The sequence below is a fragment of the Pseudomonas sp. GW821-FHT05H12 genome (genome assembly GCF_059419385.1).
Window position 1 is genome coordinate 39,418 of sequence record NZ_JBWKRS010000005.1, and the last position, 20,833, is coordinate 60,250.

Genomic DNA, 20,833 nt, shown 5'->3' on the forward strand with positions numbered 1-20,833 from the left:
AAGTAAGGGCGGGCTAGAAAGTCGCAGGCGCGATGGAGGTATTCAAGAGGCGTTTCATCGCAAAAAATGACAGGGCGCGTGAGTACGGGTGGTATGAGTAGGACCTGTCTCAGTTGCCCGTAAGCCCTCTTTCATCGGCCCGTCCGAGCGATCCACGAATACAGCAATGTCTTTGCCTCTTGCGGGTGATGGGTCCTTCGGCGGTAGCTGGCGAATGCCGGTGATGTGCAGTAGGTACACACCTCGCTCACGTCAATTTGCGCACGGGAAACCCCGGCTGCCTGCAGCAGGATCAACCCATACCCACTCAAATCAAACCAGGCACTGCCCGTCTGTTGCGCCGACGGCGGAGTGATTTCGGGTGACAGTAATGGTGTCGGCTGCTCAACGCACCATGGCGCCTTCCGGTCCTGCCACAAATGCCCTTGGTTCGCCTGTAACTGTGCAATGAACCCTTCGCTCACCTCATAGCAACACGGTTTGATCGAAGGCCCAATGGCCACCTGCAACTGGCCAGCGGCAATCCCCTCGGCGACAAAACGCTGTACGGCATTGGCGATGATCCCGGCCCGCAGGCCCTTCCAGCCGCCATGCACCGCCGCAACCCTTTCTCCGTTGTTCGAGGCGATCAGGATCGGCAGGCAGTCGGCCGTGATCACCGCGATGGCAGGATGCTCGCGGGTAAACACGCCGTCGGCTTCCACCGTGTTGGCCTCCAGGCCCGCCTGCCACTCGATCACCGAGGCACGGTGCACCTGTTTGCAGATGAACACATCCTCCGGACGCAGCGGGTCATTGATCGTACAAAAACCGTGATCGACACCCGGGATGGCGCCGAGATTAGTAGCGTGCTGCACGTTACGTTCTCCGTTGATTAACCCGTCAGTCGCCGACCGCTTCGCCTTCACGCCGAGGGTCGGCACCGCCGCTCAGCGTTGCCTTGCCCTGGGCATCACGGGTGCGAACGATGGCCTGGATGCCACTGGTCATGTCGATCTCGCTCAACGCGTGCCCCTTGTCCTTGAGCGTCTGTTTCAGTGCGGGACTGAACAGGCCTTGTTCCAGCTCGGTCGCCCCATTGCGACTGCCGAAGTTGGGCAGGCTGATGGCGGCTTGCGGGTCGAGCTTCCAGTCAAGCATCGCCACCAGGGATTTGCTGACGTATTCGATGATCTGCGAACCACCGGGTGAGCCCACCGTGGCCAGCAGCTCGCCACTCTTGCGGTCGAACACCAGCGTCGGCGCCATGGCTGAACGCGGGCGCTTGCCGGGTTCGACTCGGTTGGCCACCGGCTGGCCGTTTTCTTGCGGGATGAAGGAAAAGTCGGTCATCTGGTTGTTGAGCAAAAAGCCCTGGACCATCACATGGGAGCCGAACGCTGCTTCCACTGTGGTGGTCATCGACACGGCGCCGCCCTCGTCATCCACGGCCACCACTTGCGAGGTGGAGATGCGCAGCGGCGAGCGGTCGGGTGCATAGGCCACCTGGATGCCGGCAGGTGTGCCCGGCTTGGCGATACCCATGCTGCGTTCGCCGATCAGGCTGGCGCGCTGGGCCAGGTAGCCCGGTGCGACGAGTCCGGCGACCGGCACGGGCACGAAGTCAGCATCGGCCACGTACAAGCCTCGGTCGGCAAACGCCAGGCGACCGGCCTCGGCCAGCAGGTGAACGGCCTCAGGCGTCGGTTCAAGGCCGGCAGGTGATGGGCTCTTGACGGGCGTCATCGGCGCGATGGCCAGGCGCGGGTCGCGGGCTTCCAGTGCTTGCAAGGTGCCCAGGATTTGCGCGACTGCGATCCCGCCGGAGGACGGAGGCGGCATGCCGCACACCTTCCACTGTTTGTAGTCCGTACACAGCGGTGCACGCTCCTTGGCGGTGTAGCCCTTGAGGTCCGCCTGGGACAGGCTACCCGCGTTGCGATGGCCCTGGACCTTGCGCGCGATCTCATCGGCAATCGGCCCGTGGTACAGCGCGTCCGGTCCATCTTCGGCAATGCGCCTGAACACGGCGGCCAGCGCCGGGTTTTTCAGCAGCGTACCGGTGGCCTTGGGCGTGCCATCGGCGTTCAGAAAATACGCCGCCATTTCTGGCGACTGGGGAATGTAGCGGTCAGCGGCGATCAGCGCGTGCAAGCGCGGCGAAATGGCAAAACCCTGCTCCGACAAGCGAATCGCCGGCTCAAACAGTTTGGCCCATTGCAGGTGCCCGGTTCTCTGGTGCGCCATTTCCAGCGCGCGCAGTACCCCGGGGGTGCCCACTGAACGCCCGCCGATCTGTGCGTCGGGAAACGCCATGGGCGTGCCGTCCGCCTTCAGGAACAAACGTTCCGTTGCGCCGGCGGGGGCGGTTTCGCGGCCGTCGTAGGCGTGCACGGCTTTCCCGTCCCACAGCATGATGAACGCGCCACCACCGATACCTGACGACTGTGGCTCCACCAGGGTCAACACCGCCTGCATCGCAATGGCGGCGTCAATCGCCGAGCCGCCCTGGCGCAGCATTTCACGCCCGGCTTCGGCCGCCAGCGGGTTGGCGGCGGCGGCCATGTGGCGCTCGGCATGGCGGGTGGTGAGGTCGGTGCGATAGCCCGAACCCAGTTCCGGTGCCGGTGGCTGATCGTTGACAGGGGTATGGCAGGCTACCAGGGTGAGGGCGGCTGCAATGACCGACAACTGCCGGCGAGAAATCGAAAACACGCGCTGAACTCCGTTCATTTTGAGAATGATCTGTTGTCCTTGGGGTACTGCCTTTTACAGGTAAATCGTGCCTTGCAGGAAGAGCACGGCATGGCCCGAGATAATCACGCGGTCGCCCTGGAGCGCGCAACGCAGTTGACCACGGCGCCGGCCGCCTTGTTCAGCTGTGAGTTGCTGCTTGCCCAGGCGCTCGGCCCAGAATGGCGCGAGGGAGGTGTGGGCCGAGCCCGTCACCGGGTCTTCATTGACACCCACGTTCGGGCCGAACCAGCGGGAAATGAAATCGAATCGCGTGCTTTTGGCGGTCACGGCGATCCCGCGCTTGGGCAAACCCTTGAGGCGGGCGAAGTCCGGCGTCAACGCGGCGACCTGTGCTTCATCGTCGAGCAGCACGATGTAGTCATCGGTGGCGAAGACGTCGGCGTTCTCAATCCCCAGTGCGCTCAACAGGCCGGCGGGTGGTTCACACGGTTGGGGCTGCTTGGCCGGGAAATCCATGGCCAGTTCGTCGCCAGTGCGCGTGACCCGAAGTTCGCCGCTGCGGGTGGCAAAGCGCAGCACCTCGGGTGCATCCGCCAGCTTGTGGATCAGCACCCAGGCGGCGGCGAGCGTGGCGTGGCCGCACAGGTCCACCTCGACTTCCGGGGTGAACCAGCGCAGTTCGTAGACGTCACCGCGAGGCACAAAGAAGGCGGTTTCCGAGAGATTGTTCTCGGCGGCGATGTTGTGCAGTTGTTCGTTGGGCAGCCACTCGGTGAGCGGGCAGACGGCTGCCGGGTTGCCGCCGAAAGCGTGGCTGCTGAAAGCGTCGACTTGGTAGATGTCCAGTTTCATCGGGGGCACTCCGTGTAGGGGGAGGTTGGACACTAACAGCGGTACTCCGGAGCGTCGCCGTACAGATGGGGTCTTTTTTCGGGCGCAGGTGCGCAGGCTCAGCCCAGTCGCAACACCATCGCCCCGGCGGCGATGATGCAGGCCGCAATCACGCGCACCCGCGTCAGGTGTTCCTTGAGCACCAGGGCCGAGATCACTACGCCAAACAGGATGGATGTTTCCCGAAGGGCTGAGACGGTGGCGATGGGGGCCGCTGTCATCGCCCAGAGTGCCAGGCCATAGGACGCCACGGTGCCCAGGCCGCCGACCACGCCTTGGCGCCAGTGGCGCACGCAATATTCGCAGAACGCCGTTCGCCTGGCGGCCAGGGCCCAGGCGGCGAGGGGGATGCCGGTCAGCAGGAAGATCCACAGTGTGTACGCCGCCGGCGCTCCGGACTTGCGCACGCCCAAGCCGTCGATGAGGGTGTAGCCGGCAATTACACCGGCGTTGACCAGCGCCAGCATCAACCCTTTGCCATGCCCGGCCGAAGGGGCGACGGCCATGCTCAAGATGCCGGAGGAAATGATCGCGATGCCGACCCAAGCCGGCACTGACAGTGATTCCGCCAGCAGGAATACACTGATGATGGCCACCAGCAAGGGCGCGGTGCCTCGCATGATCGGGTAGGTCTGGCTCATGTCGGCAATGCGGTAGGTCGCGGCGACCAGGACGAAGTACGCGACTTGCAGGATCACCGAGGCGCCAATGAACGGCCAGCTTTCCCGTGCCGGCAGTGGCAGAAGCGGAAGGGCCGTCAGAGCGATCAGTGATGCGATGGAAGTGATCATGCAGGTGGTCAGCAGCTTGTCGCCGCCACCCTTGACCACCGCGTTCCAGGTGGCGTGAAGTAAAGCGCCCAGCATGATGACGGCGAACACATCAAGGCTCATGAATCGGGTTTCCTGTGGGACTCAAGTCAGCGTCGTGGGGAGTGGTCCGCTGCGAGTATGCCCCAGCACTTTTCTCCAGGCATAAAAAAACGGCTTACCTTTCGGTAAGCCGTTTTTAGTACTTGGTGGCTACACAGGGACTTGAACCCCGGACCCCAGCATTATGAATGCTATGCTCTAACCAACTGAGCTATGTAGCCAAGTGGCGCGCATTATTCGCGTAGAACGACAATGCGTCAAGCGTTTATTTTGAATTTTTATCTACGCTTTCAACTGTTTAAGCAAAATCGGGCGAAACAGCGACGAGCGGCGCTGCTCTCGCATTGGTTTTATGCACGTTTGCGATAGCGTGACGCGCTTGGGCAGATATCCCTGCCGCCCAGCGCGTTGTCCGGCTTATCGGTTCATGGTGTTGTGGGTGGCGCGCTTAAGTTGTTCACGTGCCCGCGACAGGCGTGAGCGCACGGTGCCGATCGGAATGTCCAGTACGTCCGCAGTGTCCTGATAGCTGCCGTCGGTTTCCAGCGAGGCGTACAACGTCCTGCGCATCTCTGCCGGCAGATGGTCGATGGCGCTCAGGGTTTTCTCCAGGCGTCGGTTGACCTCGAATTCCCAGTCCAGATTCCGGCTGTCCTCCTGGCCGTGCCACAACGCTTCGTCGAATTCGCAATGCACGGGTTTGGCATACATGCGCCGGAAATGGTTGCGGATCAAGTTTTGCGCAATACCGCACATCCAGGTGCTGAGGGTGGCATTACCGCAGAAGCGCTCGCGGTTGCGCCAGGCTTCCAGGTAGGTCAGTTGCAGAAGATCGTCCGCATCTTCCGGGTTGAGCACGCGTTTGTGAATGAAGCGGCGCAGCTTTTTTTGTTGGTCGTCTGTCAGGTGGAGCATGAATTGAGGCGAGCTGCCAACAAGGTGGGCTAAATCTTCAATAGGGATATTCACGATTTATTCCTCTGGGTGAACGCTGACGAAATGGTTTCGTCGGGAACCCCTTTTGCACTGGCTATGCCAAGCGGAATTAATGAATAACCTATTGATTTACATGCATATATATCTTGAATTGACGCGTATTTGTGCAAGGCGTTGCAATCGGCGCGTACGGCTCATGCAAGTTTTTTCAACTGTGGTGGGTCCTCAAGTTTTGATGGAACCAGGTCACAGTGGCTTGCCACACAGGGACACACTCTTCCTGTTCGGGTCTGCCGATGAAAATCGAATCTTCCAACGATGTGCAACCGATCCAGCACCTGGATCAGCCGGGTCTTCGAGATGCTCACGCGCCGTCTGCCCCTGCGGGAGGCAATGAGTCGATTCCGATCTTTGGCCAGGCGTTGGCGGATACCGCGCGGGAGTTGAGCAGGCGGTCGAACGGCGTGCAAATTCCGGCTGTCCAGCATATTGCCCAGCTGTATGACCAGCTGGGGCACCCGGCCAACGCGTCACTGGCCTCTGTTTCCCGACGCATCTGGGCAGAATTGCTGAAGCAGCAATTGAGCGTCGGCAAATTGATCGACCTCACCGACGGGGATCCGGCGCGTGCATTCGTGGTGCTCAAGCATGTGATCGAACAGGCGGATGCGCAGGTGCACACCTCCGAGACCAAAATGGCGCGGACGATCCTCGCCGATCTGGAGAAAGGCTTCAAAGGCGAAATCCAGGCGGGCCTCAACATTGCTGTGGCGTTGCTGGCTGCCACCGATGACCCGAAGGAGCGTCAGGCGATGCGCGAGTTGTATTACAACAGCGTGGTCAATCGCCAATCCCTGACCGTGATGTTGCATGCGCTGCTGGACGCATATGGTGGCGAGCGGTTCCTGAACGGCTTGAATGTGATGCGCGGGGCATTGGCCGACGACATGGCCGCCCGCGCCTCTTCGATTTCCCCGGCGGCATTGCGCTCGCTGTTGAAGGGGTTGGGAAGTTGCAGTCAATTGGGCGGCGTATTTTCCAGTTGCCAGGCCCTGGTCCAGCGTTTGAATGACGAGTTTGACCCCGTCACTCTGCTCAAGCGCTTGTTGGCCTGTACCAGCACCGGCCTCGGTGGGAACGAAATCCCGGACCTGCTGAGTGAGCTTCGATGCGAGCAACCTTCGCAGAGGCTGATGGTCCTCAATAGTCTTTACCCTGCTTTCCGACAGTTGCCCCTGGCTGTTTGGCCAGATGAGGGCGTGCGTAAGGACAGCGTGAAACTCCTGCTGATGGTCATGGACCAACTGACCCAGAGCGAGCGATTGGAGAACCAGCGTTTCGGCGCAGGGGCGCTGGCGTGACCGTGCTGTCGACCATCAATGCAGTGCTGCTCAAAGTGGCACAGCGCGCCGAAGTCTTGGGCGCCGTGGTGGTCATGGCGATCGTTTTCATTTTTATCGTACCGTTGCCCACCTGGCTGGTGGATATCCTGATCGCGCTCAACATCTGCATCTCCTGCCTGTTGATCGTGCTGGCGTTGTACCTGCCCGGGCCGCTGGCTTTCTCGTCGTTTCCGTCGATTCTGCTGTTGACCACCATGTTTCGCCTGGCGCTTTCGATTGCGACCACGCGCCTGATCCTGCTGGAGCAAGACGCGGGTGACATCGTCGAAGCGTTTGGCAATTTCGTGGTGGGTGGCAATCTGGCGGTAGGGATGGTGATCTTTCTGATCCTCACCCTGGTCAACTTTCTGGTGATTACCAAGGGCTCGGAGCGGGTCGCGGAAGTCGCGGCGCGTTTCAGCCTCGATGCGATGCCCGGCAAGCAGATGTCCATCGACAGCGACTTGCGTGCCGGCCTGATCGACGGCATTCAGGCGCGGGACAAGCGTGAGCAATTGTCTCGGGAAAGCCAGTTGTTCGGGGCTATGGACGGGGCCATGAAATTCGTCAAAGGGGATGCCATCGCCGGCTTGATCATTGTGGTGGTCAACCTGCTGGGCGGCTTCTCCACGGGCATGTTCCAGCACGGCCTGAGCGCTGGCGAGTCTATGGCCTTGTACTCGGTACTGACCATCGGTGATGGCTTGATTGCCCAGATTCCGGCGCTGCTGATTTCCCTGACTGCGGGCATGATCATCACCCGCGTGGCGCCGGATGGGCGCAAGGGCATTACCAACATGGGCGCCGAAATCGCCCGGCAAATGACCAGTGAGCCCAAGAGCTGGATCATCGCCTCAGTGGGCATGCTCGCGTTTGCCGTCGTGCCCGGCATGCCGACCGGGGTGTTTATCTTTATCTCGCTGATCACCGGTACGCTGGGGTATTACCTGGTGCGCCAACGTCAGCGCCAGGAGCGCCCGGCAAACGAGGCTTCCGAGGCGGTTCGTCCCGAGGAGAACGGTAGCGAAGATTTGCGCGGGTTCGATCCGTCGCGGCCTTATCTGTTGCAGTTTTCGCCGGTGTTGCGAGGCACCCCCGAGGTGACGGACCTGATTCACGGGATCCGCCAGTCCCGTAACGCGCTAGTGGCCAACATTGGTCTGACGCTACCCCCGTTCGAGGTCGAGCTCGATGCCGCGCTGGCGGATGATGAAATGCGTTTTTGCGTCCATGAGGTGCCGATGGTGAAAGCCTCGGTCGTTTCTCGGGTGGCCGTGGACCGTAACGCGTTCACCGTCGTACCCGAACACGGCGTGCCTGGGCTGGCGGAACGTGACGAGCAGGGCTGGCTCTGGCTGGCGCCGGATGATCCACTGCTCGATGACCCGCAGTTGGAGCGCTTCACTGCAACGGACCTGATACTCCAACGCATGAAGCAGGCCATGATGCTCAGTGGGCCGCAGTTCCTGGGTATCCAGGAAAGCAAATCGATCCTCAGTTGGCTGGAGCATAACCAGCCGGAACTCGTTCAGGAGCTGCAGCGCATCATGCCTCTCTCGAGGTTCTCGGCGGTGTTGCAACGCCTGGCGAGTGAAGGCGTTCCACTGCGTGCCGTGCGCCTGATCGTGGAGTCGCTGATCGAGTTTGGCCAGCATGAGCGCGAACCCGAGGCACTGGCTGATTACGCGCGTATCGCCCTCAAAGCGCAGATCATGCATCAGTACAGTGAAGCGGATGGCCTCCATGCCTGGTTGCTCTCGCCTCAAACCGAAAGCACGTTGCGTGACGCGCTGCGCCAGACCCAGACCGGTGTCTTCTTTGCGCTCGACGACGAGCACAGCTCAGCCCTGATCAACCTGCTCAACCAGGCTTTTACCGTTCGGCCCAAACTCAAAAGTGTGATGCTGGTCGCCCAGGACTTGCGCAGCCCGCTGCGGACATTGCTGCTCGAAGAATTCAACTACGTGCCGGTGCTGTCGTTCGCGGAGCTGGGAAGCAGCTCCAAGGTAAAAGTACTGGGGCGTTTTGACCTTGCTCAGGTTGATTTGATGCGTGGGGCACAGGCATGAGCCGGTGGGTATTTACTAATCGATCGAGGCGCCGGTGATGTTTGAACTGCGTGTTTTGGACGGTTTGTGTCAAGGGGCTGCACTGCCGCTGTTCGGTGAGCAGTGGAGCATCGGTGCCCATGCCGATGCCGACCTGATGCTCAATGATCCTGGTGTTGCCCAGCAGCATGCTCGGCTGCTGCTGGTCGGAGCGAACTGGTCGGTACAGGCTGAAGCGGGGCTGTTGCAAGGCGCCGATGGGCAGGTTTTGGCGCAGATTGCGAGCCTGGCACCGAACGCTGTGTTTTGCGTGGGGTGTGTACGGCTCTGTGTCACCTTGGCTGATGAGCCTTGGCCGCCGGCACCTACCCAGGCTCCCGTGGCGTCAGCTCCTGCCACTGAGCCGACGCCAACCCTCAATTTATCGTCCATTTCCCCTCCACAACAAAAGCGCCTGATTACTGTGGTGCTGGTGATAACGGTGATCTTCATTCTGGTGGGCATGGCCTCTACAGGGGAGCCCGAGGCCCAGGCTTCCCTGATGCCGCAGGCCGTCCAGAAACGTGAACTGGCCTCGCCGTTTGAAGTGCGCGAGCAGTTGTTGAAGATGCTGGGCGAGCGTGAGCTGGGCCAGCGCGTTTCCCTGCAAGTCATCAATGGCCAGGTGACGCTCAGTGGGGATGTCTCCCAAGACGATGTGGACCTGGTGGCACGGATGCTCAGCCGTTTTGGAGAACAGTTCGAAAGCGCTGTACCGGTACTCAGTCGTGTACGTGCGCGCGACAGCGCGTTGCCCTTCAAGATCGTTCAGATCGTCGGCGGGCCGAATGGCCATGTGGTTCTGGAAGAGGGGACCCGGTTGTTCGTGGGCGATGAGGTGGAAGGACTGCGCCTGGTGTCGATCGATAACAGCAAAGTGATATTTGACGGTGCTCAGCGGTATGAGGTGCGCTGGTGAGCCTGGAACTGCAAGCGCGTCTAGAGGCCTGGCAGCAACGCCAGGCTCAGTCACTGGCGGCTTTTGCGCCGGTGACGATGCGCGGTCGCATCCAGCGCGTCAATGGCATGCTACTGCAGTGCCGTCTACCCCTGGCGCGTATTGGAGACTTGTGCCAGGTCGAGAAAACCCCGGGTGATTGCATGCTCGCCGAAATCATTGGCTTCGATCAGCAGGATGCGGTGCTCAGTGCCCTGGGTAACCTGGAAGGCGTGCGGGTGGGGGCCAGCGTTGAACGCCTGGGTGTGGCGCATCGGGTAAAGGTCAGCGACGCGTTGCTGGGCCAGGTGTTGGACGGTTTCGGCCGGCCCATCACGGGGGAGGGCGCCAGTGCCTTTGTCGAGACGGACTTGCCGGATACGAGTGCAGTGCTGTGTGAAGCACCGTTGCCCACTGAACGTCCGAGGATCCACCGCGCGCTGGCCACCGGAGTCCGTTCGATCGATGGCTTGTTGACGTTGGGTGAAGGCCAGCGTGTCGGGCTGTTTGCCGGGGCGGGTTGCGGGAAGACCACCTTGCTGGCCGAAATCGCCCGTAACGTTGAGTGCGATGTGATCGTGTTCGGCCTGATCGGTGAACGGGGCCGTGAGTTGCGTGAGTTTCTGGACCATGAGTTGGATGAGCAACTGCGTGCCAAAGCGGTATTGGTGTGCGCTACCTCCGATCGCTCAAGCATGGAGCGTGCGCGTGCGGCATTCACCGCTACGGCCCTGGCCGAAGGTTTTCGACGCAAGGGGCTGCGGGTGTTGCTGCTGATCGACTCACTGACCCGTTTCGCCAGGGCGCAGCGTGAAATCGGTCTGGCGGCGGGTGAACCGTTGGGCCGCGGTGGTCTTCCGCCGTCGGTCTACAGCCTGTTACCCCGTTTAGTGGAGCGCGCCGGGTTGACCCATGAGGGGGTGATCACGGCGATCTACACGGTACTGATCGAACAGGACTCCATGAACGATCCGGTCGCTGATGAGGTTCGCTCACTGCTGGATGGTCATATCGTGTTGTCTCGCAAGTTGGCCGAGCGCGGGCACTATCCGGCAGTGGACGTGCTGGCGAGCTTGTCGCGAATCTTGAGTAACGTTGTCTCACCGGCGGACATTCGCGCCGGCACCGCATTGCGACGCTTGTTGTCGGCTTACCAGCAGATCGAGTTGATGCTCAAGCTGGGGGAATACCAGCCTGGCACTGATGCCCTGACCGACCTGGCGGTGGACAGCCGCCAGGCGGTCGATGCTTTTCTGCGCCAGGACTTGCGTGAGCCCACGCCCATGGCGATGACGCTGGAGCACATTCAGGAGCTGACCGCACATGTCCCATTCTGACCTGCTGCCAGGCGATGTGGAGACACTTCGACGCCTGCGCAGGCACCGGGCAGACCGAGCCGAACGTAGCCTGCGTGAAGCGAAGCGAGCTCAGCAAACGCTGCTTGCCCAAATAGAGCAGGCCAGCGACACGCTTGAAGAAAGCCGGCAGGACGAGGCCCGGGAAAGTGCTCACCTGCTCAGCCAATACCAGGGCCAGGTAATGACCTTGCAGGCCCTGAAAACCTGGGGCGCACAGGAGCGTGTTTTATCGGCCAATACCCGTCGAGACAAAGCCCGGCTGGAAGCATTGCAGAGCCAGCAGGAAGAAAAGGCAACCCGCGTTGGCAGCGCCCAAAAACAGGTCACCGAGCGCCTGCGGCAGGTTGAAAAACTCCAGGAGCTGTCCCTTTTACTGGCGCAGGAGCCAACGTGAAACAGATTTCCAATAAGCCCACTGAGTACCCACGGCTACGTGAAATACGCGAGGACCGTGAGCCCATCTGCGCCGGTGTCGTGCCTTGGGAGCAAGGGCGATTATTCGCCCAGCTGTTCGCGGGCCTGGACGAGGGCGCAGGGAGGGGACCGTCTCTGCTGAAGGCGAAACCGATTGCCGATGCCACCTTGATTGGCGCCCTCACAGACCTATTGCTCCCTCGTATGCAAATGGGGGGGCAGTGGCCGCTTCAGGCGGTGTTGTACCTGCCCAGGCTTGGGCGGATCAACGCCAGCGTGCGTCGTGAACAAGGCGCCTGGGCCATTGAGCTGGAACCTGAGCAAGACGCAACGGCACGCTGGCTCAGTGGTGTACGGCAACGATGTGAAGGCCGCTTGGCAGCGGCGCTGGGGCTGCCGGTCAGCCTGCATTTACCTTGCATAAGGTTGACATGATAGTGCCGTCGCTGGTGTTGCCCTGGATCAAGAGCGACATCGTTGCTGCTCACCGTCGATTGGGACGTGGCTTGTGCATGCCCTTTCAAGTGGCGGGGCAAGACGGTGAGCTGCGCTTGGAACCCAGGCGGCCGCCCACCGAAGGCGACATCGTCTGCCTTGAAACCCAGTGTGGTGTGCTCGCGCTTGCGCAGGCCGGACCGCTGCTTAGCTTGCTGGGCGAATGCCCGGTCACGTTGGCCCAGGCGGGTAACAATTCAAATCCCTGGTTTTGGGCGTTATTCCAGCACCACCTGAGCCCGCAGGTACGAACGCTGCTGGGCACCGTGCGACTGCTGGAGGTTGATCGCCCGGTCGGGTTCGGCTGCCAGATCACTGTGAGCCTGGGGGCATCTCGCGTCGTGGGCTACCTGTGGCTTGCTGCCGAAAGCTTCCTGGCGTTACACGCGTCCGGCCCGTGGCGCCCGACTGCAGAGCCGATGACGGCGTCGTTTCAGTTGGCGATTGCCGTGACGCTCGGGCGTTTGCAATTGCCGGTAAGGCAGGCACAAGCGCTACGCACCGGTGATGTGTTGTTGCTTGAGCAGCGCTTTTTTCAGGCCAGCGGGACGGGCTATGTACGCACCGGCAGACGGTGCTTGCGGGGGTGTATTGACGATGCCAATGGCGCGGTGTGCATGACCCTTACTGCTATCGAGGAGACGTCCGTGGACGACAATTTTACTGCTCCCCATTACTCGGGGCATGAGAAGGATGAGCCGGTGGTGGATGTATTCGGTGACGAGCCTTTCGATGAGTTGAGCATGGCTCTGACGGTACGCTGCGGAACGCTCAACCTCACCTTGGGTGAGCTGCGCAACCTTGCGCCCGGTGCAGTGCTGGGTATTGCCGGTTACGCCCCGGGCATGGCAGGTCTCTATTATGGCGACCGCTCGATTGCTCAGGGGCAACTGGTGGAAGTTGATGGGCGCCTGGGGTTGCAGTTGTCCCGTGTGATGTTCGGTCGATGAATATCCAGGGGCTGGATCCCCTCATTCTTGCGGTGTTTCTGGGGGCGCTTTCGTTGATGCCCCTGTTGTTGATCGTCTGCACATCGTTCTTGAAAATTGTCATTGTGCTGATGATTACCCGCAACGCCATCGGTGTGCAGCAGGTGCCGCCGAGCATGGCCATCAACGGCATCGCGCTTGCGGCAACTCTCTTTATCATGGCTCCAGTGGGCTACGAGATTGCCGAAAGCATCAAGGTCTCGCCCCTGGACATGAGCAATGTGCAAACGTTTTTGCAGACGGGAAGCGAGGCCATCAAACCGCTGCGTGCCTTCATGTTGCGCAATGTGGACCCGGACACGTTGACGCACTTGCTGGACAACACCGCACGTCTTTGGCCTGCGCAAATGGCGCAGGACGTGCGGCGCGAGGACTTGATCCTGCTGGTGCCGGCGTTTGTGTTGTCACAATTGCAGGCGGGATTTGAGATCGGTTTTCTGATCTACATTCCCTTCATCGTAATTGATCTGATTGTCTCCAATCTGCTGCTGGCGCTGGGCATGCAAATGGTCTCGCCGATGACCATTTCACTGCCGCTCAAGTTGCTGTTGTTCGTGCTGGTGTCGGGGTGGTCGCGCTTGCTCGACAGCCTGTTCCTTTCCTACCTCTGAGTGCCCTATGGAACCGATCGTGTTGTTCAAGCAGGGCATGCTGTTGGTGGTCGTCCTGTCGGCGCCGCCGCTGATTGTGGCGGTGGTGGTGGGTGTGCTGACGTCCCTGGTACAGGCGTTGATGCAAATACAGGATCAGACACTGCCCTTTGGTATCAAGTTGGTTGCCGTGGGTATCACGCTGATCCTGACCGGCCGCTGGATTGGGGTTGAGCTGATCCAGTTGATCAACCTGACCTTCGACATGATTGGCCGCTCGGCCCTGAACTGAGGCGTTGCCTGTGCTGCTTTATCTTGAGTACCTGCCCAGCCTGATGATCGGCATGTCGCGCATCTACCCCTGTGCCATTTTGGTGGCAGCGTTCTGCTTTCAACATATCCGCGGCATGCTACGGCACACCATTGTGATGGTCATGGCATTGATGCCTGCGCCGGGTATTCATGCCGTATTGGCGGTCGAGGAATACTCCGCTTTGATGCTTGGTGCACTGGTGCTCAAGGAAGTGGCCCTGGGCCTCCTGTTGGGCGTGCTGCTGTCGATGCCGTTCTGGATGTTCGAATCGGTGGGAGCGCTGCTCGATAACCAGCGTGGAGCCTTGGCGGGGGGGCAGCTTAATCCTTCACTGGGCCCGGATGCGACGCCGATCGGGCACTTGTTCAAGCAGTTGGCGATTTATCTGCTGATCGCCACGCTGGGGTTGGGAACGTTGACCCAGGTGATCTGGGACAGCTACCTGATCTGGCCGCCCACCGTATGGTTTCCGCTGCCGGCGGCGAATGGCATGGGCGTATTCGTCGGGTTGCTGGGTGATACTTTCAGCCACATGATGCTCTACGCCGCGCCTTTTATCGCGGTGCTGCTGTTGCTGGAATTCGGTATCGCGTTGCTGGGGATTTACAGCCAGCAGCTACAGGTGAGTACGCTGGCGCCCCCCGTCAAGTGCCTGGCGGGTATCGGCATTTTACTGGTGTACTTTGCGTTGTTGCAGGACCTCATCGTCGGGCGCATGAGCCAACTGGGCGACCTCAGGCATTCGCTGGGGCTGCTCTTCAAGGCGTCACTGCCGTGAGTGATTCAGGGGAAAAGAAGCACCCGGCGTCAGCCAAGAAGCTGCGTGATCAACGCAAGAAAGGCCAAGTCGCCCAAAGTCAGGACGTAGGTAAGTTACTGGTGCTGACGTCGATCAGTGAAATCGCACTGTTCACGGCCGAGAGCAGCCTGCAACGGTTCCAGCAGTTGATGATATTGCCGATCTCGGACCTGAATCAGCCGTTTGCACGGGCTCTGGAGGAGGTGCTGGTTGAAAGCCTGATTGTGTTTTTCTCATTCTCTGTGTTGATGGCAGGGGTGGCGATTGCTGTGAAGCTCATCAGCAGCTGGATGCAGTTCGGATTATTGTTTGCGCCAGAGAGCCTCAAGCCCGACTTCAATCGCCTGAACCCAGTCAGCCAGATCAAGCAGATGTTTTCTGCTCAATCGCTGATGAACCTGTTGATGAGTATCGCCAAGGCGTTTCTGATAGGGATGACTGTGTATTTGGTGGTCTGGCCCTCTTTGGGGGCGTTGATCAACTTGGCCAACAGTGACCTGCAAAGTTACATCCTGGCGTTGATCGTGCTGTTTCGGCACTTGCTGCATGCCTGCCTCGGCCTGTTGTTGATACTGGCGCTTATCGACCTGATGATGGTGAGGCATTTTTTTGCCAAGCGCATGCGCATGACCCAGGTTGAGGTCGTCAAAGAGTACAAGGATATGGAGGGCGACCCGCATGTGAAGGGCCAGCGCCGCGCATTGGCGCAGCAATTGGCCCAGGAAGAACCGAAGGTAAAGCTGCCCAAGCTGGAGGAGGCGGACATGCTGGTGGTCAACCCGACGCACTATGCGGTCGCCTTGTATTACCGCCCTGGTAAAACACCGCTGCCGCTGCTGGTGAGCAAGGGCACGGACGACGAGGCTCGCAGGCTGATCGATCGTGCCAAGGCCGCTGAGGTACCAGTGATCCAGTGTATATGGCTGGCGCGCACGATCTATACAAAAGAGTTGGGTGCGAGCATTCCCCGCGAAACCTTGCAGGCGGTGGCGCTGATCTATCGCACCTTGCGTGAGCTGGACGATGAGGCCAAGCGTGAGACGCTGGAAATCCCCGAGCTTGATCAGCGCTGACCTGGGCGCCATGGGCATCCAGATAGGCAAAACAGCCATCGAATGCCAAGGGGCGAAACGCTGCTCCAACACGCGTTGTGATTACCCGGTTTGCAAGGCTGCGCGAGAGGCGTGAGGTGCACACACCGTGATAGCGGGAGCGAGTGACAGGTGAGCGGCCGCGCCGCTCACCCGATTTTTCAAGATTACCTGGCGTTGATCATCGGGCATTGGCGAGCGCTCAGCGCTCCAGCGAGATGGTCTGGTAGTCCGCCCGCTCACCACTGGGGCCGGGTTCGACGCGCATCTGTGGCGGCCACCAGATCACCATTTGGTCCTTGGTCGATTGTGGGCGTGAGCAGGAGTCGCCCTTGCACGTGGGGGTACAACCGGTGACGAACAACGCTGCACTGATCAGTGTGATGCACAACAAGCGGCGATTCATGGCTTGGCCTTCTGAGCTGGAGTGATCAAGGAAGGGCGGGGTACGCTGAGGTGTTCGTCCTTTACCACCGGGCGCATCGCGATAAAGACTTCGGCTTCCTCACCGGGCTTGAGCCAGGCACGCGGCCACGCGCTGACTGCCAGTGTCTGCGAGTTGCTGCATTCTTTTTCGTCTATACGCACATTGCGGTTGAACTGGTTACGCAGCACCACGACTGCCACGTTGTACTCGGGGCCGGCATACCATTGGCTGCGATTTTCGTTCAGCGCCAGCAATTCGCGCGTGTTGCATAATGTCCGCAGCCCTAGTGGCATCGGTGCCGCTTTGAAGGCCTGGGGGACTTGCCCGCTGACCAGGTGCGCCAGGGTGCTGATAACGTCGTTGCGATTGATCACCGGCTGGTGAGGGCTGTAGCGCCTGGCGAGCGGTGTGAGCGCCGCTTGCAGATCGGCTTGGTCGGCCTGGGGCAAATAGCGCGAGGGGTCGGACTGGTCGCCGATGACGCGCGGGGTGAGGATAAACAGGCGCTCACGTCGATTGTTCTGTCGTTCGGTCGAGGAAAACAACGCCTTGCCCAGCAGCGGAATGTCCCCCAGCAGAGGCACCTTGTTCTGCTTGTCGGTGCTTTCGGTGACATGGAATCCACCCACCACCAGCGAGCGTTTTTCGGCTATTACTGCCTGGGTGCTGACCTTGCCTCGGCGCACATCCAGCTGGCCTGGCGTGGGGTTGGTCTCGTCGAAATTCCCATCTTCAATATCCACCGCCAAGTGGATCTGGTGACCACCGCGACTGGTGATGACACGCGGTACGACCTGGAAGCTGGTCCCCACGGTGACCGGCAGAATGGTTGCGTTTTCTCTGCCGGGCGTCAGGTACTGAGTGCGGTTGAAGTCGATGACCGCCGGCTGGTTTTCCAGGGTGAGGACCGAGGGGTTGGAGACCATGGTTGCCAGTCCCTTGGCTTCAAGTGCGCGTATATCCGCGTAGAAGCGATCACGATTTTCAATCGATAACTGAGAGCTGGTGCCGGGGGCCTGGTTGGTGCCGAGGCCACGGAAACGACTGTTCTGGAAACCCCAGTTCACGCCGAACTCGCGTAATTGCGTGCGCTCGATGTCGAGGATAATGGCATCGATCTCTATCAGCTTGCTGGCGACATCGAGCTGAGCGATCAACTCGCGGTACAGGGCTTGGCGCTCCGGCAAATCGTAGATCAGCACCGCGTTGTTGCGCACGTCAGCTTCGACGCGAATCCGGCTGGAGGGGGCTGGTGCGCGTGGGGTGAGCGTGCCGCCTGTCTCCATTTGCGCAGGGTTGCCGTTTACACCAATCATTTGCCCGAGCAGTGGGTTGTTCAGTCGGGGAATGTTTGGCGCAAGGGGGGAGGGTTGTGCAGGGGGCCGTTGGCCAAGCCCCGAAAGGGCCGAGGTGGAGCGGGGCTCCAACAACCCGCGTAAAATGCTAGCAACGCCGGGAATGGCATGCTTTTCACCGCGATATTCCACTTGGCGATCCGTTGCGTTGGCAAACTTCAGCGGGTAGCTGAGCACGCTTTGCTTTTCTTCCGGTGAGCGGCGTTGGCTGCTGAAATGCCTGATCTGTTCGATATAGCTCCTCGGGCCGGAGACCAGGACGACGCCATCTTCGGGGAGTTCGCCCCAGCCGAAGCGGCTGTCGAGCAGGCCAATATCCGTGAGTGCTTTTTTGAGGTCCGCGATGGTTTCGGAAGAAACCTCCAAACGTGCAGATTCCTGTTGATCCAGAGAGCTGATATAGAGCGTGTTGTTGTACAGATACCACTGGAAGCGATGTTCGACCCCCAGCCGATCAAGCAATGACTGTGGGGTGTTGGCGCGAATCTTTCCGTTGACGTTGCCCTCCAGTAGCCCCTCCACTTGCAGTTGCGTGCCAAAGGTCTGCGCAAAGTCTTCGAGCACTTCTCGCAGCGGTTTATGTTGGGCCTCGTAGGCGTAAGCGGTATTTTTCCATTCGGAAGGAATGGCGGCGTAGGTACTGACTACGGGCATCAGCAAGCAGGGCAGTGCGACCAGGCACCGCCATCCCGTTCGTTTTGACGATAAGCGCGTTGAGTCAACGCGCAAGCCTGTGTGCTGGGAGGGGGGGTTAAACATGAGGTGTTCTCTTATTAGTAAGACGGCGAGCGAAGCGAGATAGGTTTGAGGTTCAGGGCCGGCCGAACAGGGCGCGCGGCAGTGGAGCGCCAGGTGCCGCGTTGGTTGAGCAGCGCCTGGAGGCAACCGAAGAGAGTGGCCTGATCGCACGACCCGCGCAGGCTCTGAGCCACTCACCGACCAGCACTTTCGTTTTTACTGGAAACTCTCAAAGGCACTTTTGAGCAGCAAGTGATTCACCCGGTTGTGTTCCAGGTAGGCCATCTGCGTCGTGGCTTTTTTCATGGCCAGTTCGAAGAACTCTGTGTCTGAACCATTGGCTGAAACTTCAGCGATATTCGCTGTGTAGGCCTTATGGGCGACGTCGCTGTTCCTTAACAACTGGCGAGACAGATCATTAAAAAAATCCATGGTTTTTCCTTCATGCCGGTGGGTTTGAATGCGCGATAGCTCCGCTTGCAAGACGTTATGAAAACGCTGGCTCGCGTACTTTCAGGTCGTAATCCAAGTACTCTTTACTGGTGTTGAAGAACGCTTCGAGCAGTGAGTTCCAACTGATTCGGAAGTCGCCCTCGTCGGTTTGCAAAACGAGTGTCTGAGGCCGGACTGCTTCGTCGGTGTGAAGCTTCCAATACGTGGCATTGCGAAGGCTGAGGCACTGTTTGATCTCTTCAACGTCATGGGGATGACACAGCAGCGTCGCGTTGATTTCCTGGACTTGGCTGGCCAGTAGTTGCTTGAGCAAGGCTGCCAGCCTTTGAGGAGGCGCGATGTCGTCAAGCAGGCTGCGCATCGCTTGCTGGGTGATGCGGGTCGCATAGTGTTCGAGGCTGTCACACATCGCCTGACGGTCGAGTTCCCACTGCTTGAGTTGGGTATCTGCGCGCTGCCAGATCTGCAGCGAGGCCTCTTGCTGCAGCGCTTCACATTTTCTTTCGGCCTGGCTTATCAGCTCGCCGGCCTGGGCACTGGCGTGGCGTAAAATATGGTTGGCCTGGTCCCAGTCCTTAAGCTCTTCACGGAGGATCAGGTTGCGTGGCAAACCAGAGGCGCCGCTGGGCAATTCAAGGGAGTGTCGGCATAGCATCGGCGTTCTCCTTACACGTTCGAGCCGAGGGGGATGGCGTCGGTTGCCGTTGTCGTCACCCGCCAGACGACGGCTTGCCAGAGTGTGTTCAGTTGGCTGGTTGCTCCCTCGACGGAGATTTTTTTTTTCTGCTTCTTGCACGCGCCCACGGGGAAAGCGCAATCGCAGGCGTTGCCAGGTGGAGGTCGCTACCCAGCTGTAGAGCAATTGCAACGGGTCGGCATCGCGCAGTGGCAGCGCAGGAGGCAGGGCCTTGGAAAGTCGTGTGCACCACAGCTGATGACTGTCGCTCAAGGCTGACGAGGCTTGCGGGTTGAAGGTGTCGTGAACCAGTGTCAGCGCCAAATCGAGTTGTTCCGTGGAGGCGAGGGCCAGGCGGAGCACGGTGGTGTGAGGCTCCGGAGGCAGGCAGGCGACAACACCGTGGAGCGTGCAGGAGGCCCATCCCCCGCTACAGTGGAGCGCATCCATCGCACGATGAGCGTCATCTCGCCAGTCTTCGTGGGCGTACTTCCAGGGGAACGCCCACCATTGGGCCCAGGCCAAATGCTCGCTCGCCGACTGATCGATGCTAGGCGTCATGGGCAGGGCCAATTGATTCGCCAGCTACAGGCCTCCCTTGCCGCGCACGCTGGCGTCGTGCAAACAGGAATGATGCCGCGAGGGTGACGGCCACTAGGCTGAGCAGAAAAAGGGTTACGCTGGTTCGCCAGAACGGGAGGTCATCGTTGGGCACCAGGAACGGGCCGAAGTAAGTCAGGCGTTGCTGTTCCTGATAAGCAGTGGCGGTCACGAAAATCACGCTTAGCTTTTGCGGGTTGTCCACCGCAGCGGTCATGCCCGGGATACTGCTCGCGACCATCCTGCGTACGCGGGCACGGATGTTATCGGGGTCCAGGCGCGGGTCATGTTTGATGAATACCGACGCGGACGCGGGTTGGACCGGTTCACCCGGTGCTATACGTTCCGGCAGCACCACGTGCACACGCGCAACGATCACACCGTCAATATTGGACAGGGTGGCCTCAAGCTCTTGGGACAGGGCATAGATGTAGCGCGCGCGCTCTTCCAGCGGCGTGGAAATGACGCCCTCCTTGCGAAACGTGTCACCCAGTGTAGTGCGTGCCGCTCGAGGCAATCCGGCGGCTTCCAGCGTGCGTACGGCGCGCCCGATGTCGACGGCATTGACGGCGACGGTGACGCCATCCTTGGCCGGGATTTTCTGCGTGCGAATGTGTTTGTCGGCCAACTCTGCGATGACCTCATTGGCCTCTTGCTCGGAAAGTTGGCGATGAAGTTCGACACGATCGCTGCAGCCACCCAACATCAGAGCAGCCGCCAGGAGTAACACGACAGGCAGGAAATTATTCATGGC

General features: G+C 60.1%; 21 protein-coding genes and 1 tRNA gene. 11 read left to right on the top strand and 11 right to left on the bottom strand.

From position 1 onward, the window contains the following. Positions 1 to 131: 131 nt before the first annotated feature. The 6 genes from AC07SU_RS05875 to AC07SU_RS05900 form a co-directional block, all read right to left on the bottom strand. On the bottom strand, positions 132 to 857 hold the full coding sequence (locus tag AC07SU_RS05875) for a purine nucleoside phosphorylase YfiH/LACC1 family protein (protein ID WP_494996571.1): 726 nt from the start codon (positions 855 to 857) through the stop codon (positions 132 to 134). Between the two features lie 25 nt (positions 858 to 882). Beyond that, a complete protein-coding gene (ggt, locus tag AC07SU_RS05880; RefSeq protein WP_494996493.1) occupies positions 883 to 2,712 on the bottom strand; it encodes a gamma-glutamyltransferase in 1,830 nt (609 codons plus the stop codon). 36 nt (positions 2,713 to 2,748) lie between these two features. Then, on the bottom strand, positions 2,749 to 3,528 hold the full coding sequence (locus AC07SU_RS05885; protein ID WP_494996494.1) for a PhzF family phenazine biosynthesis protein: 780 nt from the start codon (positions 3,526 to 3,528) through the stop codon (positions 2,749 to 2,751). Positions 3,529 to 3,626: 98 nt separating this feature from the next. Continuing rightward, positions 3,627 to 4,460: an EamA family transporter gene (locus AC07SU_RS05890; RefSeq protein ID WP_176995217.1), complete on the bottom strand. Its 834-nt coding sequence runs from the start codon at positions 4,458 to 4,460 to the stop codon at positions 3,627 to 3,629. A gap of 123 nt (positions 4,461 to 4,583) precedes the next feature. After that, positions 4,584 to 4,660: transfer RNA gene (locus AC07SU_RS05895), tRNA-Met, on the bottom strand. Between the two features lie 196 nt (positions 4,661 to 4,856). Next, a complete protein-coding gene (locus AC07SU_RS05900) occupies positions 4,857 to 5,408 on the bottom strand; it encodes an RNA polymerase sigma factor (protein WP_176995216.1) in 552 nt (183 codons plus the stop codon). 263 nt (positions 5,409 to 5,671) lie between these two features. On the opposite strand from AC07SU_RS05900, the gene AC07SU_RS05905 reads away from it, so the two are divergent. Genes AC07SU_RS05905 through sctU form a run of 11 tightly spaced genes read left to right on the top strand, consistent with a single transcriptional unit; the run spans position 5,672 to position 15,812 of the window. Beyond that, positions 5,672 to 6,736, top strand: coding sequence for an HrpJ domain-containing protein (locus tag AC07SU_RS05905; protein WP_494996495.1), 1,065 nt, complete (start codon positions 5,672 to 5,674; stop codon positions 6,734 to 6,736). Then, positions 6,733 to 8,826 carry a type III secretion system export apparatus subunit SctV gene (gene sctV / locus AC07SU_RS05910; protein ID WP_494996496.1) on the top strand — a complete coding sequence of 698 codons (2,094 nt, stop codon included), beginning with the start codon at positions 6,733 to 6,735 and terminating at the stop codon, positions 8,824 to 8,826. The genes AC07SU_RS05905 and sctV overlap by 4 nt, the downstream gene beginning before the upstream one ends. Before the next feature lie 37 nt (positions 8,827 to 8,863). After that, the gene (locus AC07SU_RS05915; RefSeq protein WP_176995213.1) at positions 8,864 to 9,763 is read left to right on the top strand and encodes an FHA domain-containing protein; all 900 of its coding nucleotides are present in this window, start codon (positions 8,864 to 8,866) and stop codon (positions 9,761 to 9,763) included. After that, entirely contained in the window at positions 9,760 to 11,118 is a 1,359-nt protein-coding gene (locus AC07SU_RS05920) for a FliI/YscN family ATPase (RefSeq protein WP_494996497.1), read from the top strand. Before AC07SU_RS05915 ends, AC07SU_RS05920 begins: the two co-directional genes overlap by 4 nt. Continuing rightward, the gene (sctO, locus tag AC07SU_RS05925) at positions 11,105 to 11,533 is read left to right on the top strand and encodes a type III secretion system stalk subunit SctO (protein WP_494996498.1); all 429 of its coding nucleotides are present in this window, start codon (positions 11,105 to 11,107) and stop codon (positions 11,531 to 11,533) included. The genes AC07SU_RS05920 and sctO overlap by 14 nt, the downstream gene beginning before the upstream one ends. Continuing rightward, the gene (locus AC07SU_RS05930; RefSeq protein WP_494996499.1) at positions 11,530 to 11,988 is read left to right on the top strand and encodes a type III secretion system HrpP C-terminal domain-containing protein; all 459 of its coding nucleotides are present in this window, start codon (positions 11,530 to 11,532) and stop codon (positions 11,986 to 11,988) included. The genes sctO and AC07SU_RS05930 overlap by 4 nt, the downstream gene beginning before the upstream one ends. Beyond that, on the top strand, positions 11,985 to 12,998 hold the full coding sequence (locus AC07SU_RS05935) for a FliM/FliN family flagellar motor switch protein (protein ID WP_494996500.1): 1,014 nt from the start codon (positions 11,985 to 11,987) through the stop codon (positions 12,996 to 12,998). The genes AC07SU_RS05930 and AC07SU_RS05935 overlap by 4 nt, the downstream gene beginning before the upstream one ends. Continuing rightward, complete coding sequence (gene sctR, locus AC07SU_RS05940; protein ID WP_494996501.1) at positions 12,995 to 13,648, top strand: type III secretion system export apparatus subunit SctR; 654 nt, start codon at positions 12,995 to 12,997, stop codon at positions 13,646 to 13,648. Before AC07SU_RS05935 ends, sctR begins: the two co-directional genes overlap by 4 nt. Before the next feature lie 7 nt (positions 13,649 to 13,655). Then, the gene (gene sctS / locus AC07SU_RS05945) at positions 13,656 to 13,919 is read left to right on the top strand and encodes a type III secretion system export apparatus subunit SctS (protein WP_032886096.1); all 264 of its coding nucleotides are present in this window, start codon (positions 13,656 to 13,658) and stop codon (positions 13,917 to 13,919) included. Positions 13,920 to 13,929: 10 nt separating this feature from the next. Further along, positions 13,930 to 14,718 (top strand): type III secretion system export apparatus subunit SctT, encoded by a 789-nt coding sequence (sctT, locus tag AC07SU_RS05950; protein WP_494996502.1) that lies wholly within the window; start codon positions 13,930 to 13,932, stop codon positions 14,716 to 14,718. After that, a complete protein-coding gene (sctU, locus tag AC07SU_RS05955; RefSeq protein ID WP_176995207.1) occupies positions 14,715 to 15,812 on the top strand; it encodes a type III secretion system export apparatus subunit SctU in 1,098 nt (365 codons plus the stop codon). The genes sctT and sctU overlap by 4 nt, the downstream gene beginning before the upstream one ends. A 220-nt stretch (positions 15,813 to 16,032) precedes the next feature. Here the strand turns inward: sctU and hrpT are convergent, their stop codons facing one another. The 5 genes from hrpT to sctJ all read right to left on the bottom strand — a co-directional run bounded on the left by hrpT (position 16,033) and on the right by sctJ (position 20,830). After that, positions 16,033 to 16,236 (bottom strand): HrpT family type III secretion system protein, encoded by a 204-nt coding sequence (gene hrpT, locus AC07SU_RS05960; protein WP_176995206.1) that lies wholly within the window; start codon positions 16,234 to 16,236, stop codon positions 16,033 to 16,035. Further along, positions 16,233 to 18,371, bottom strand: coding sequence for a type III secretion system outer membrane ring subunit SctC (gene sctC / locus AC07SU_RS05965; RefSeq protein ID WP_494996503.1), 2,139 nt, complete (start codon positions 18,369 to 18,371; stop codon positions 16,233 to 16,235). The genes hrpT and sctC overlap by 4 nt, the downstream gene beginning before the upstream one ends. Before the next feature lie 195 nt (positions 18,372 to 18,566). Next, positions 18,567 to 18,782: a hypothetical protein gene (locus AC07SU_RS05970; protein ID WP_176995204.1), complete on the bottom strand. Its 216-nt coding sequence runs from the start codon at positions 18,780 to 18,782 to the stop codon at positions 18,567 to 18,569. A gap of 55 nt (positions 18,783 to 18,837) precedes the next feature. Next, positions 18,838 to 20,040 (bottom strand): type III secretion system stator protein SctL, encoded by a 1,203-nt coding sequence (gene sctL, locus AC07SU_RS05975; protein ID WP_494996504.1) that lies wholly within the window; start codon positions 20,038 to 20,040, stop codon positions 18,838 to 18,840. Then, entirely contained in the window at positions 20,030 to 20,830 is an 801-nt protein-coding gene (gene sctJ / locus AC07SU_RS05980; RefSeq protein WP_494996505.1) for a type III secretion system inner membrane ring lipoprotein SctJ, read from the bottom strand. Before sctJ ends, sctL begins: the two co-directional genes overlap by 11 nt. Between the last annotated feature and the right edge of the window lie 3 nt (positions 20,831 to 20,833).